Annotated in this window: 16 protein-coding genes; 6 read left to right on the forward strand and 10 right to left on the reverse strand. The window is 56.2% G+C overall.

What is annotated here, in order from left to right; translation table 11 throughout:
• Positions 1–10 precede the first annotated feature (10 nt).
• Complete coding sequence (gene sodB / locus LPQ25_RS11580; RefSeq protein WP_015874862.1) at positions 11–592, reverse strand: superoxide dismutase [Fe]; 582 nt, start codon at positions 590–592, stop codon at positions 11–13.
• A gap of 469 nt (positions 593–1,061) precedes the next feature.
• Here sodB and LPQ25_RS11585 point away from each other — a divergent pair, with 469 nt between their 5' ends.
• A complete protein-coding gene (locus tag LPQ25_RS11585; RefSeq protein ID WP_004212764.1) occupies positions 1,062–1,547 on the forward strand; it encodes a helix-turn-helix domain-containing protein in 486 nt (161 codons plus the stop codon).
• Here the strand turns inward: LPQ25_RS11585 and LPQ25_RS11590 are convergent.
• Positions 1,502–2,374: a C40 family peptidase gene (locus tag LPQ25_RS11590; RefSeq protein WP_004151204.1), complete on the reverse strand. Its 873-nt coding sequence runs from the start codon at positions 2,372–2,374 to the stop codon at positions 1,502–1,504. The two genes, LPQ25_RS11585 and LPQ25_RS11590, sit on opposite strands and share 46 nt — an antisense overlap.
• A 340-nt stretch (positions 2,375–2,714) precedes the next feature.
• Here LPQ25_RS11590 and LPQ25_RS11595 point away from each other — a divergent pair, with 340 nt between their 5' ends.
• Positions 2,715–3,062: a Grx4 family monothiol glutaredoxin gene (locus LPQ25_RS11595; RefSeq protein ID WP_002907768.1), complete on the forward strand. Its 348-nt coding sequence runs from the start codon at positions 2,715–2,717 to the stop codon at positions 3,060–3,062.
• Positions 3,063–3,109: 47 nt separating this feature from the next.
• Here the strand turns inward: LPQ25_RS11595 and rnt are convergent, their stop codons facing one another.
• From rnt to LPQ25_RS11615, 4 genes are all read right to left on the reverse strand, one after another.
• Positions 3,110–3,757: a ribonuclease T gene (gene rnt / locus LPQ25_RS11600; RefSeq protein ID WP_002907766.1), complete on the reverse strand. Its 648-nt coding sequence runs from the start codon at positions 3,755–3,757 to the stop codon at positions 3,110–3,112.
• Between the two features lie 137 nt (positions 3,758–3,894).
• Positions 3,895–4,302, reverse strand: a complete 408-nt coding sequence (gloA, locus tag LPQ25_RS11605) for a lactoylglutathione lyase (RefSeq protein ID WP_002907764.1) — start codon at positions 4,300–4,302, stop codon at positions 3,895–3,897.
• A 78-nt stretch (positions 4,303–4,380) separates the two neighbouring features.
• Complete coding sequence (locus LPQ25_RS11610; RefSeq protein WP_002907763.1) at positions 4,381–5,478, reverse strand: alkene reductase; 1,098 nt, start codon at positions 5,476–5,478, stop codon at positions 4,381–4,383.
• A gap of 53 nt (positions 5,479–5,531) precedes the next feature.
• Positions 5,532–6,131 carry a TetR/AcrR family transcriptional regulator gene (locus LPQ25_RS11615; protein ID WP_004175857.1) on the reverse strand — a complete coding sequence of 200 codons (600 nt, stop codon included), beginning with the start codon at positions 6,129–6,131 and terminating at the stop codon, positions 5,532–5,534.
• Positions 6,132–6,270: 139 nt separating this feature from the next.
• Between LPQ25_RS11615 and LPQ25_RS11620 the strand changes: the two genes are divergently transcribed.
• The 3 genes from LPQ25_RS11620 (at position 6,271) to sodC (ending at position 8,049) form a co-directional block, all read left to right on the forward strand.
• Positions 6,271–6,513: a DUF1289 domain-containing protein gene (locus LPQ25_RS11620; protein ID WP_004189722.1), complete on the forward strand. Its 243-nt coding sequence runs from the start codon at positions 6,271–6,273 to the stop codon at positions 6,511–6,513.
• 48 nt (positions 6,514–6,561) lie between these two features.
• Positions 6,562–7,458, forward strand: a complete 897-nt coding sequence (locus LPQ25_RS11625; RefSeq protein WP_002907760.1) for an aldo/keto reductase — start codon at positions 6,562–6,564, stop codon at positions 7,456–7,458.
• A gap of 69 nt (positions 7,459–7,527) precedes the next feature.
• Positions 7,528–8,049 (forward strand): superoxide dismutase [Cu-Zn] SodC, encoded by a 522-nt coding sequence (sodC, locus tag LPQ25_RS11630; RefSeq protein ID WP_004184268.1) that lies wholly within the window; start codon positions 7,528–7,530, stop codon positions 8,047–8,049.
• Here sodC and LPQ25_RS11635 read toward each other — a convergent pair.
• Genes LPQ25_RS11635 through LPQ25_RS11645 form a run of 3 tightly spaced genes read right to left on the reverse strand, consistent with a single transcriptional unit; the run spans position 8,042 to position 11,209 of the window.
• Positions 8,042–10,066 carry an FUSC family protein gene (locus LPQ25_RS11635; RefSeq protein ID WP_014907486.1) on the reverse strand — a complete coding sequence of 675 codons (2,025 nt, stop codon included), beginning with the start codon at positions 10,064–10,066 and terminating at the stop codon, positions 8,042–8,044. The two genes, sodC and LPQ25_RS11635, sit on opposite strands and share 8 nt — an antisense overlap.
• Entirely contained in the window at positions 10,066–10,962 is an 897-nt protein-coding gene (locus tag LPQ25_RS11640; RefSeq protein ID WP_014907487.1) for an efflux RND transporter periplasmic adaptor subunit, read from the reverse strand. Before LPQ25_RS11640 ends, LPQ25_RS11635 begins: the two co-directional genes overlap by 1 nt.
• Before the next feature lie 10 nt (positions 10,963–10,972).
• Entirely contained in the window at positions 10,973–11,209 is a 237-nt protein-coding gene (locus LPQ25_RS11645) for a DUF1656 domain-containing protein (protein ID WP_004143834.1), read from the reverse strand.
• A 172-nt stretch (positions 11,210–11,381) separates the two neighbouring features.
• Here LPQ25_RS11645 and slyA point away from each other — a divergent pair, with 172 nt between their 5' ends.
• Complete coding sequence (slyA, locus tag LPQ25_RS11650) at positions 11,382–11,822, forward strand: transcriptional regulator SlyA (RefSeq protein ID WP_004143833.1); 441 nt, start codon at positions 11,382–11,384, stop codon at positions 11,820–11,822.
• A gap of 33 nt (positions 11,823–11,855) precedes the next feature.
• Here the strand turns inward: slyA and LPQ25_RS11655 are convergent, their stop codons facing one another.
• Positions 11,856–13,217, reverse strand: coding sequence for a sensor domain-containing diguanylate cyclase (locus LPQ25_RS11655; protein WP_004151205.1), 1,362 nt, complete (start codon positions 13,215–13,217; stop codon positions 11,856–11,858).
• Positions 13,218–13,360 lie beyond the last annotated feature (143 nt).

Here is a 13,360-nt window from a genome sequence, read left to right on the forward strand (position 1 = left end):
GGTTTGTCGTTTATGCCGCCAGGTTAGCCGCAACAAACTTCCAGTTTACCAGCGCCCAGAAGTGGTCCAGGTAGCTTGGACGGGCGTTGCGGTAGTCGATGTAGTAGGCGTGTTCCCAAACGTCAACGGTCAGCAGCGGCTTCGCGTCGGTGGTCAGCGGGGTGCCGGCGTTGCTGGTGGAGACGATCGCCAGGCTGCCGTCGGCATTTTTGACCAGCCAGGTCCAGCCAGCGCCGAAGTTTTTCGCCGCGGCATCGGTAAATTTGGCTTTAAAATCCGTGAAGCTGCCGAAAGATTTGGCGATTGCGGCCGCCAGTTCGCCTTCCGGTTCGCCGCCGGCGTTAGGCGCCAGGCAGTTCCAGTAGAAGGTGTGGTTCCAGACCTGCGCTGCGTTGTTGAATACGCCGCCTTCAGACGTGCGGACGATCTCTTCGAGGGACTTGCCTTCGAACGCAGTGCCTTTGATCAGGTTGTTGAGGTTAGTGACATACGCCTGGTGGTGTTTACCGTAGTGATATTCCAGGGTTTCTGCGGAAATGTGCGGCGCCAGGGCGTCTTTTGCATATGGTAATGCAGGTAATTCAAACGACATTGCTACTCTCCTTATAACTTTTTGTTTTATCTCACATTGACAGGATGAGGTTTTCACCTGAATCGTGTTCTGACCGCCCGACGCTGTCGCGTCCCGGGCGTGTTATTGTATTGAGAATGTTAACATTTGCCGCAAGCAGTGAAAAGCCTTACAACGATAAAGGCTATTATCACCGGTGCATGTGGTGAAGGCTTAACCGTTTTCTGCAGGAGTGGGCGATAAGCCACCAAAATTGTTGCAACCCTGTATAAGGAGATGCCCTCTGCGGATTTGCGAACTCGCATGGCGATTAACTACTCTGCTTCTCCGCTGTCACGCAATGCGCTGAATAAAAAATAAAACTTTAATATCAAACGATTAATAAAAACATGCGCTCAGGCAATCGTCGCTATGCCAATAATTCATTGTCTATTTTTTAATTTGTATGACAAATATAGCCGCCAGCAGTAATTTCCCCAGGATGACGACGATGGCAAAAACAGATGAGGTGGTGAGCGCGAAAATGATCCCGGTGGTGCAGGGGATTGTTGACTGGATCGAAGCACATATTTTCGACACCCTGTCGGTGAGCGCGATTGCGAAAAAGTCCGGCTACTCACACTGGTACTTCCAGCGACAATTCGCCATGGTAACGGGCTGCACGCTGGCGAGCTACGTCAGCCGACGAAAGATGACGATTGCGACAATCTATTTAACGCAGACGCAGGCGTCGATACAGAGTATTTCTCAGTGCCTGGGATACGAGGGACAAGCCGCTTTCTGCCGGACCTTTCACCGTCACTTTGGCATGTCGCCGACCCGCTATCGTCGTGATACGCCGGGCAAAGAGAGCAATCTGCAATATCCCTTGCGGGTGGGGATGGAGATCGAGCAGGAGAGGCGGTCTGCCGCCGCAGCGGCAGACCGGGATCAGCGAATGGTTTTCGGCGTCATGACGCGACGAGCGCCGACATAATGGCGAACCCAGTAATCCTCGCTCAGGGAGGTGATTTGAATATCACGACCTGTGCGCGGCGACTGAATGAATTTTCCGTTGCCGACGTAGACGCCGACATGGTCGGCAGCGCCCCGTCCGCGGGTGCGGAAGAAGACTAAATCGCCGCTCTGCAGTTCATCACGATCCACCGGACGCGCATCGCGCAGGTGGTACATTTCGTTGGCCGTACGCGGGATGTGGATCTTGACCAGGTCCTTATAGGCGTAATAGACCAGCCCGCTGCAGTCAAACCCGGTGCGCGGCGAGGTGCCGCCCCAGCGATAGGGTTTACCCAACTGGCCCATCAGTTTGTTCATCGCGGTACTTTGCGCTTTTTGCACCCGGACCTTGTGGGCGTCGGCGATCGTTAAATTCGCTTCGCTGGCCTCGGGCTTACAGCGTTTTTTATAGCCCTTGCGCACCACGCATTTGCTTTTGACGCTGTTTAGCGCCAGGGTCGGCTCGGCGCTGGCGGCGACCGTTTTCGCGCACTGCTTTTTATAACCTTTACGCAGCACGCATTTTTTCGTCGCGCCGGCGGCCTGACGATGAAGTGCGGTTTGGCTTGCTGCGGTAGTGCGGGTAGGGAGCCGGGTGCGCGAGGACTTTTTACTGGTGGTTTTAGCGGTGGTTTTAGTTTTTTGACTGGTTGCTTTTTTCTTGCGCTCTGAGCCACTTTTCGCGGGCAACGCTTTTGGCGAAGCGGAGGCGTGCGTATGCCCTGATGCCTGAGCCAGTGGCGTGAATGAGATAGACGTGAACAGTAATGCACAGAGCGATATCGCGATTTTGTTTAGCCGCGCCACTGAGCAATCCCCTGATTAATTACAGACATGTACAAATGCCTGACGATGAATGACAAACCGGAATGATTCTAAAGCATAAAAAGCCGGAAAGTTAATATTCTTTTGTATCAAAAATGTCGATTGGTTAACGATTGCAAGAAAACGCGTCAGACATTGACCGCCTCGCACAGAAAATGCGCAATGAGTGCCCGCCTGCGATCGCAAAGTGATATTTTTAAGGCAACTTCGCGCAACAGAAGATAAAATATGAATAGTGAAAAAAATGTTATTATCCGTCCTGCCTACAGGACGCTACAATGACAAGTTACTGCCGTAGAAAGAAGTTTAAGGAAGCACGACAATGAGCTCGACTTTAGAAAAGATCCAACGCCAAATCGCTGAAAACCCGATCCTGTTGTATATGAAAGGGTCGCCGAAGCTGCCAAGCTGCGGTTTCTCTGCCCAGGCTGTTCAGGCGCTGTCCGCCTGTGGCGAACGTTTTGCTTACGTTGATATCCTGCAGAACCCGGATATCCGCGCCGAGCTGCCTAAATACGCCAACTGGCCGACTTTCCCGCAGCTGTGGGTAGACGGTGAACTGGTGGGCGGCTGCGATATCGTCATCGAAATGTACCAGCGCGGTGAACTGCAGCAGCTGATCAAAGAGACGGCGGCAAAGTACCATACCGACGAGCCAAAAGCGGAGTAATTCCCGCCATCAGTAAAAAAGCGACTTCCTGGAAGTCGCTTTTTTTATCACTCCGGGGTGGCCACTGGCAGCGGCCAGCCGCCCAGACGCTTCCAGCGGTTCACGATCTCGCAAAACAGCTGCGCCGTCTGCTCGGTATCATACAGGGCGGAGTGAGCCTGCGCGCCGTCGAACGGCATACCCGCGGCAATACAGGCTTTCGACAGCACCGTCTGGCCCAGCGCCAGCCCGCTTAGCGCGGCGGTGTCGAAGGTAACAAACGGATGGAAAGGGTTGCGTTTAAGTCCCGCGCGTTCGGCGGCGGTCATGGTGAAGCTGTGGTCAAAGGTGGCATTGTGCGCCACCATGATTGCCCGGCTGCAGTCGCTCTCTTTCATCCCTTTGCGCACCATTTTGAAGATGGCATGCAGGGCATCGTATTCGCTGACGGCCCCGCGCTGCGGGTCATGCGGGTTAATCCCGTTAAAAGCCAGCGCTTCGGGCTGCAGATTGGCGCCCTCGAAAGGTTCAACATGGAAATGCAGCGTTTCATCGGGCATCAGCCAGCCGTGCTCATCCATCTTCAACGTAATGGCGGCGATCTCCAGCAGGGCGTCGGTTTTGGCGTTAAATCCTGCGGTTTCAACATCGATCACCACCGGATAAAAACCGCGGAAACGGTCGCACAGACCATTCAGTTGAGCGTTCTCGGACATCAGATTCTCTTAGCTGGAAAAAAGTAGCGCGCATTATGGCAAATTTTGCCGCGGCTTGCAGCAGGCAGGGGTGAAAACAACGGGCGCCGTAGCGCCCGGGCGAGCCATGGCATTAAATATGCCAGCGTGGGGAAGCGTTAGTTGCCCAGACCTTTGCCTGCATCTTTCTCTTCAATGAGCTCGATTTTGTAACCGTCCGGATCTTCCACGAAGGCGATGACGGTGGTGCCGCCTTTTACCGGCCCGGCTTCACGGGTGACGTTGCCCCCGTTCTGACGGATCCGTTCGCAGGCTTCGGCGGCGTTATCGACGCTTAGCGCGATATGGCCGTAGGCGGTGCCCAGCTCATAGCTGTCCACGCCCCAGTTGTAGGTCAGTTCGATCACCGCGGTTTCGCTCTCTTCGCCGTAGCCGACAAAGGCGAGGGAGTACTTGTACTCCGGGTTTTCGCTGGTGCGCAGCAGCTTCATGCCCAACACGTTGGTATAGAAGTCGATAGAACGTTGCAGGTCGCCAACGCGCAGCATGGTGTGGAGTAAGCGCATAATGTCCCCTATGCAGTTTATTTGATAGATCAGAGCGTTGAGTATAGCGGCGATACGTCGCCGCTATCAATGGAGGGATTACAGAGTCGGGTAATCGGTGTAGCCTTCCGCGCCGCCGCCGTAGAAGGATTCCGGGCGTTGCGGGTTAAGCGGCGCTTTTTTCTGCAGGCGAGCCACCAGATCCGGGTTGGCGATGTAATCGCGGCCAAAGGCCACGGCATCAATCAGCCCTTTATTGATAAGATCGTTGGCTTTTTCTACTGTGTAAGCGCCAGCGCCAATGATCACCCCCGGGAAGCGGTCGCGGACTTTCTGACGGAAAGCTTCACTGTAAGGTTTGCCGCCCGCCCAGTCCGGCTCGGACATGTGCAGATAGGCGATACCGCGTTTCGCCAGCTCGCTAATCAGATACAGCGCGTCTTCTTCTTCGTTCGGGCCATTATCCACATTCTGGAAGCTGCCAATCGGCGACACGCGGATGCCAATGCGTTCGGCGCTCCACTCTTGACTCACGGCGTCAACCACTTCCAGCACCAGACGGGCACGGTTCTCCACGCTGCCGCCGTACTGATCGGTACGCTGGTTCGCCGATGGCGAGAGGAACTGGTGCAGCAGATAGCCGTGGGCTGAGTGCAGCTCAACCAGATCGAAGCCGGCGTCACGGGCATTGCCGACCGCCTGACGGAAATCGTTGACGATCCCTGGGATCTCTGCGGTTTCCAGGGCGCGGGGCATTGAGGTGTCGACGCGAATGGCGTGGCCGTTTTCGTCACGCAGTGAGGTACGGGTGCCCGCGCTCAGCGCGGAAGGCGCTACCGGGGCGGCGCCGCCAGGCTGCAGGCTGCTATGGGAAATACGCCCGGTGTGCCACAGCTGGACGGCGATATGACCGTTTTCGGCATGAACGCCGGCGGTGATTTTCTGCCAGGCGGCAATCTGCTCCGGGCTGTGCAGCCCAGGCGCGCCGGCGTAGCCTTTGGCCTGCGCGGAGATCTGCGTCGCTTCGGTGATGATCAGCCCGGAACTGGCGCGCTGGCGGTAGTATTCGCCCATCAGCGGAGTAGGGATATCGCCCGGCTCAATGCTGCGCAGACGCGTCAACGGCGCCATAAATACGCGATTAGGGACGGTGACCGCACCGACTTTCAGTGGGCTGAATAATTTTGCTTCCGACATAGTGACTCCTGAGTAGACCGGTCGTCTAGTAACTGATGAAATAAAAACGCCTGTTATACCGCAGGCGCCGCAATAATCTGTTTGGCGTGGGCAAGGGCGCTTTCCAGCGGCGTTGCGCTACGCGTAATTTTGGCCTGCAGGTTGGCCCCGAGCCACAGGGAATACAGCACCTGCGACAGGGTCATGGCCTCGCCGTCAAATGCGAGACTGCCTTCCTGACGTCCTTTCTCCAGCGCGTCGCCCAGCAGGGCGATAATCTGGCTGGCTCCGCGATCCATGGCGGCGCGCATATCTTCCGACAGATCGCAAACCTCCGCGGATAGCTTGACAGTAAGACACCCGCTAATAATCCCCTGCTGGCAGAACTGATTCAGCGTGTGCTGATAGTAGGCCAGCAGGCGATCGCGATAGTTACCGTCGCCATGATCGAAGTGGTCGACCAGGCGCTGCAGATATCCGGTGTAGTGATGTTCAAGCAGCGCGACGCCGAAGGCTTCCTTAGAGCGAAAGTAGTGGTAGAAGGAGCCCTTGGGCACCTCCGCCGTCTTCAGAAGTTCGCTCAAGCCCATTCCGGTAAAACCGCGATGCATGCAAAGCTGCTCGCCGGTGGCCAGGATATGTTCTCGGGTATCGCAATCGCTGTGTCTGTTCATGCTGCACACTGTAGTAGACCGATTGGTCTAATGCAAGCGTCGGCGGAAAAATGTTAGCTGGCGCAGCACGTAGTGAACAAAATTTGCGTCGGCGCGGGGAAACGTCTTCAATGAAAGGAGACGAGGGGACAGGAGGCGTGTGGTGGCAGAGCAGTTAGAATTTTTCCCGGTGCAGAGCCCGTGCCGGGGAATATGTCAGACCGATGAGCGCGGCTACTGTCGCGGCTGTTTCCGCAGCCGTGAGGAACGTTTTAACTGGCAAACGATGAGCGATGCGCAGAAACAGGAGGTTTTGCGTCTTTGCCGCCAACGGCTGCTGCGCAAAATACGCGCGAACAGGCCGGAGCCGGCGGAAGAACCGCAGCAACCCTCACTGTTTTAAGCCAAAAATTACGTATACTCAGAGCACTTTTTTATTGAGGAAGCGGTTATGGTTCAGCGTATTGCTATGGCTCCCCAGGGGCCGGAATTTTCACGTTTTGTGATGGGCTACTGGCGTCTGATGGACTGGAAAATGTCGCCTGGCGAGCTGGTCAGCTTTATTGAGCAGCATCTCGATTTAGGCGTAACCACCGTCGATCACGCCGATATCTATGGCGATTATCAGTGTGAGGCTGCCTTTGGCGAAGCGCTGAAGCGAGCGCCGCATCTGCGTAGCCGGATGGAAATCGTCAGCAAATGCGGTATCGCCACCCGGGCGCGCGCTGAGAACACCATTGGCCACTACATTACCGACCGCGATCACATCGTGCTCAGCGCCGAGCAATCGCTGCGTAATCTGGCGACGGACCATCTCGACTTGCTGCTGATCCACCGGCCGGACCCACTGATGGACGCCGACGAGGTAGCCGAAGCTTTTCTCGCGCTGCATCATAGCGGTAAAGTGCGCCATTTTGGCGTCTCGAACTTTACCCCCGCCCAGTTCACCTTGCTGCAGTCACGTCTGCCGTTTACCCTGGCCACCAACCAGGTCGAAATTTCACCGGTGCATCAGCCGCTGCTGCTCGACGGTACTCTCGATCAGCTGCAGCAACTGCGTATTCGTCCGATGGCGTGGTCTTGTCTTGGCGGTGGTCGCCTGTTTAACGAAGAGGGCTTCCAGGCGCTGCGCGATGAGCTGGCGCAGGTGGCGCACGAGCTTAACGCCGACAGCATCGAACAGGTAGTTTATGCCTGGGTGCTGCGTCTGCCGTCGCAGCCTCTGCCGATTATTGGCTCGGGCAAAATCGAGCGCGTGCGCTCGGCGATTGTGGCTGAAAAACTCAGCATGACCCGTCAGCAGTGGTTCCGCATCCGTAAAGCCGCGCTCGGGTACGACGTACCGTAACGGGCATTTCCCCTCCGGAAAGGCGTTCCTGGTTTACACTTAACAGGGAGACAGCCATCCGGAGGTGTTATGCAACGATGTATTCTCGCGATCTTATCCCTCGCATTTTGCGCTGGCGCACAGGCCGTTAGTGAAGATGTGCAACTTAATCTCGTGACCACCCAGGGCGTCGGTCAGACCATCGGCAGCGTCAAAATCACCGAAACCGACCGCGGACTCGAGTTCGCCCCCACTCTGCGGGCGCTACCGCCGGGTAAGCACGGGTTTCATATTCATGCCGAAGGCAGCTGCCAGCCAGCGATGAAAGAAGGTAAAGCCGTGGCCGCCGGGGCGGCGGGCGGACATTACGATCCGCAGCATACCGGCAAACACGAAGGGCCGTTGGGGGCCGGGCATCTTGGCGACCTGCCCCTGCTGGTGGTCAACGATGCGGGCGTAGCCGACCAGCCGATTATTGCTCCGCGCCTGAAAACGCTGGCGGAGGTGAAAGGGAAAGCGCTGATGGTCCACGTAGGCGGGGATAACATGGCCGACAGTCCGCAGCCGCTGGGCGGCGGCGGCGAACGGTTTGCCTGCGGGGTGATTAAGTAGTTCCTTCGCCAATTGTGCCGGCCACCGGGGCCTGTTCCAGCTGCGACAGGGCGCAGTACAGTCGCCAAATCGCGGCGGCCAGTTCCCGCGCCGCCGGCTGATGATGGTGGTTCAGGGCGTCGCAGATCCGCTGCAGCTCCTGCAGGGTGGAGGCCAGCGGGCGCTGCTGCACGCCGCGCTCGCTCATCACATCGCGTAACAGGTTGATGCACAGGTCGCGCACCTGGGCGAGAGGATCGGAGCGGGTTTCCCATTCGCGAAGCTGCCAGACGACGTGCGAGCAATTGAGCAGCACGACGCCCCAACGCAACAGCCAGCGGCGCGCCAGGGCATCCTTACTCTGGCTGAGCTGACTGACGTGGTGATAGACCAGCGATTCAAATTCATGCTCACTGTGCTGAGGATGACGGCTAAGCTGATCGACAAAGTGACGCCGTAACGCTCTGATATGGCGTCGCCCTTTGCGGGCGTCCGAGCCCGGACTCAGTACCGCAAAGGCCAGCCAGGCAAAGCCTACCCCGACAATCTTGCTCAAATTATCATTGAAAAAGGCCGCATAATCGTACACCGGCGGGTTGGTGACGGCGATAAACGAGCCCATAAAGACGATAAGCTGTCCCCACAGGCCGGCGTATTTGGGCCACTGCAGTTTGAGTAACTGCATGGTGGTCAGGAGCGGGAACAGGAACAGCAGAAACTGCCACAGGTCGGTTACCTGCACCATCAGGCCGAACTTCACCACGAAACTGAATAGCGACAGCAGGACCAGAGTCTGCATCAGCAATGTCAGCGAGCGAAACGGCGAGGCGGATACGGAGTAGAGCACGCAGCAGATGGAGGCCAGGGTCAGGGCCGCCGCGCAGCTGGTCCACTGGGTACTGATCCCCCATGCGCCAATCGCCACCAGCGCGCAAAAGGTACGGACACCGTTGAGCAACGCCTCCGCCTGATCGGTATGGCGGGCTAACGGCGGGGCGGCGGGCACATTGAACTCGGCGATCGCCGAGGCATTTTCAACGCGGCGGATCCAGCGGCTGCTCTCCAGGTAAATGCGACAGAAATAGCGCAATCGCGCCCAGAAAGCGATGTGCCGGTAATCGGCATCCTGCCGCGGCGCCAGCGGCGCCAGGATCCGCGCAACGTGATAGCTGTCGGCATGAGGGGTGGCGAGCTCGGCGAGCAGCGACTCCAGTACCTGGCGAGTGTTCGCCGGCGCGTCAGGCCAGTTCAGCAGCATCCGTCGCAGACTGGAGATGACGCTGGTCATTCTGAGCTGCTGATGCAGGAGGTAGTTCAGCAGAGGATTCTGCCGACGGAAACGGTAGTGGCTCCAGAAGGCCTGGATACGCAGCAGGTTCATGGTCAGGATCTGGCCAATCACGCTCTCATGGGCGGTGCGAATGGCATCCGTCGTCTCCGGCACCCACAGCAGGCTGGCGTGCTCCAGCAGCCGGGCGTGCATGGTTTTCAGGGCCGTCAGCAGGTTGCTGCCGTCGGAGGTGCTTGGCAGGATCATCATCATTAGCCCGCCGCATAGGATCCCGACGATGACTTCGCAGACGCGCGACTGGGCGATGACCCACAGTTCGTAGCTGTCGCTGATGTTAATCACCGGAAAGGCGATGATGGCGCAGGTATAGCCCGCCAGCTGAAAGGCGTAGGCGACGTTGTTGGTGAACAGGGCGCAGGCCCAGGTGCAGAGCGCCAGCCAGCCGGAGATACTGAACAGAAACAGCCAGGGATCGTTGAGTGTATGACCGGCAAGCAGCAGGGCGGCGCAGGCGCCGAGCAGGCTGCCTGCGATGCGGCCAAAACTTTTACTGATCACTCCGCCGACGGTGGGAAAGCTGATCACCGCCGCGGACGTCATCGCCCAGTAGGGCTCATCAAGATCCAGCGCATAGGCGATACTCAGCGCAAGACACATCGCGATGCCGTTGCGCAATGCGTACCGCCACTGCGGCCGGGTGGCTTTAACCCAGGGGAGTGTGCGCCACGACAGGGTCTGCAGGTTCATTACTGCCCGCCAATTGAGACAGTGCAGGTGGTGCCGGAGACCAGGGTGACATCGGCCGGCAGCGTATCAAAGGCAATTCGCACCGGAACGCGTTGGGCGAGACGAACCCAGGGGATATTTGGTTTGATGTTGGCCACCAGCCCGGTTCCCTGTTCCACGCTCTGGTCGACAATCGCGCGGCCGATGCTGGCGACATGGCCCTTTAGCGTCTGCTGATTGCTATAGAGAATAATTTGTGCCGGATCGCCGATGCGAATGTGGCGCAGTTTGGTCTCTTCGAAGTAGCCCAGTACGTAAAACGAATGGCTGTCCACCAGGGCAAAGACCGGATGGCCGGTGGTAGCGTAATCACCGACGCGGGTGGAAAGGTTGGTCACCCAGCCATCCACCGGCGCTTTGACAACCGTCTGGCTGAGCTGCCACTGCGCATGTTTCAGCGCCGCTTCAGTTACGCCGACCCCCGCTCTGGCGGCAGCCAGGGTGGTGGTGGCGGTATTCAGGGCGGTATTGACGTTCTCAAGGTCTTCAGCCGAGATGGCATTTTGCGACAGGCTTCGGCGACGGCGAGCCTCGCTGGCGGCCTTGCTTTGCTCCGCCTGCGCTTTCTCCACCTCCGCCTGGGCTTTCGCCAGCTGCGCCTGGGCGTTCAGCACCGCGATGCGATAGGGGGTGTCGTCGATGGTAAACAATACTTCCCCAGCTTTGACCCGTTGGTTATCGGTTACGTTCAACTGCAGAATACTGCCGGAGACCTGAGGGGTGATCCCAACCTGCTCGGCGCGCACTTTGCCGTCGCGGGTCCAGGGTGACTGAGTGTAGAAATTCCATAACAACCATGCGGCAATCAGGGCGACGGCCGCGACCAGCAGCGTTGACAGATATTTTAATCTTTTCATAACAGGGAGATCACCAGGCAATGAGCAATACCAGGGCCAGACAGACCGAGAGCGCGAACAGGGAGAGATCCATTAGTAGCGGGTGCCAGATGTCGCCCGCATACATCCAGTCACGCAGCTGGCGATGTAAAAACAACCAGATAAAGAAACCCAACAAGACGGCTTTGAACAGCGGAGGGAAATAGACGGATGCGCCGAACACCAGGTCCTGCAGCGGCAATCCGGATGTGTTAAGACTCAGTTTCACAAGCAAAAATCCTTTGCCATTACAGGGGTAACCTCAGGACGTGCTACTCTTTAACAGTGTAAATCATTGTTTTGGTTTTTGTTGAATCAAGTAATTCATTTGTTTTGATAATTCAAATGCTGCACACTATTCTAAAATCAGTATAATAACTTAGCAAGCTAATTATAAGGAGATGAAATTGGAATCGCCACTTGGTTCTGATCTGGCACGTTTAGTTCGCGTTTGGCGCGCGCTAATCGACCATCGCCTGAAACCTCTGGAGTTAACGCAGACCCACTGGGTCACGCTGCATAACATCCACCAGCTGCCGCCTGAGCAGTCGCAGATCCAGCTGGCGAAAGCTATCGGTATTGAACAGCCGTCGCTGGTGCGCACGCTCGATCAGCTGGAGGAGAAAGGGCTCATTTCTCGCCAGACCTGCGCAAGCGATCGGCGGGCCAAACGCATCAAGCTGACGGAAAAAGCCGAACCGCTGATCAACGAGATGGAAGAGGTGATAGGTAAGACCCGTGATGAAATCCTCTCAGGGGTCTCGAAGCAGGAAGTGGAAACCTTGCTCCACTTAATCCGTAAACTTGAACAAAATATCCTCGATCTCCAGGCTAAAGATTAATTCTTTGCGGCCCGGGCTAATCCGGGCCTTTTTTCACCCTCCCTGCTGATGCCAGACGATCACTTGGTTACGTCCGTTATTCTTTGCTTCATACATGGCTTCGTCCGCGCGCTGAACGCACGCTTCCGCTGTCACGCTATTGTCGTAGGTGGTATACACCCCCATGCTGATGGTCATTCGCTCCGGTAAATGGCTCTCCCCGGCACTGACCGCCAGGCGGATACGCTCGGCGATCGCTTGCGCTTCTTTTTCACCGGTGTTGACCAGCAGCAGAGCAAATTCCTCACCGCCGATGCGTGCGGCGGCGTCATCTACCCGCGAATGGCTTTCCAGCACCGAGGCGGCGAACTGGATCACTTTGTCGCCGGCGACATGGCCGTAGCTATCGTTGATGCGTTTGAAATGGTCGAGGTCGCTGATGAGCACCGACAGCGGATGCTGGGCATTCACCTTCGCCAGCTGTTGGTTAAGAGTGTCGTAGAAAAAGCTGCGGTTGTAGAGGCGGGTCAACGGGTCGCGGATCGAATTCTGATACGAATGGACATATTTGTGGTTAGACTCGCGATAGAGGATAAAGACGTCAACCAGTAGCACCAGAATCAGGAACAAGGTGCATAGCGTTTCGAAAAAACGCGCCTGGTACCAGGTCTGATCCAGCTCCCCTGCGGTGGAGAGCAGCTGGAAAAGCGTGAACAAATAAGCGCTGCAAAAAAAAGCGCCGCTGAACCAAAAAATATTACGCAGTTTACTCAAGCTAATTAATAAAATCAGCGTGATGAACCAAACTGCCATCAGCAGCCAGCCGATAATACTTTGCCACAACGGGGTAAAGGTATGGCTCAGATCGTCGATAAAATTGACGCTCAGCCACGGCGAATGGCTGGAGTATAGCCATGATAAAACAATAATGGTCAACGTAAAAAGTATACATGCTGTAAATGTAAGAACGTGTGCTTTCCACGAATGCATGATGCGCTGGCGAAAATAGTACAAAATAATAGATGACATGAATAACACAGCCATCATTATATTGCGGAAGAAATAATAGATAACGGCGTCATTTTGATTAACGACCGGGGCCGGATTGCAGGTAAGCCAGTCCGGATAGCTGCTGAGCGTGCCAAGCATCAGCAGCGCTGAGCAGGCAAACCCGAAAGAGACTGGAGTAAGGTACAGACGCCGCTTGCTGCTCCAGTATTTCATGCCCATAAAACAGGCAATGGTAATATGAAAAACCATCAGGAAACTGGTCAGCAGCGGAAATAATATTGAGGAAGTACTACTGAAGCTGGTATGAAAAAAAGCAGTCATCCCGGAAATGCCAATCCCGGCCAGTAAACAAATGCAAATATAAAGGATTAGACGTTTAACGATATGATGCACATGTTCGGGCATAGGCAATATTCCACATAAAAGGCAACGGCAGCGACGATGAGTCACCAGGGCTAATTTACGTTCTTGAGGGTAATAGGGGCGGGCAGATAAGATATTGCGCAGGCGCAATGATTCATGGAATATTAAAATAAAGATGTCTGATG

The sequence above is a fragment of the Klebsiella sp. KPN54798 genome, from assembly GCF_021184225.1.
Lineage (GTDB): Bacteria > Pseudomonadota > Gammaproteobacteria > Enterobacterales > Enterobacteriaceae > Klebsiella > Klebsiella pneumoniae.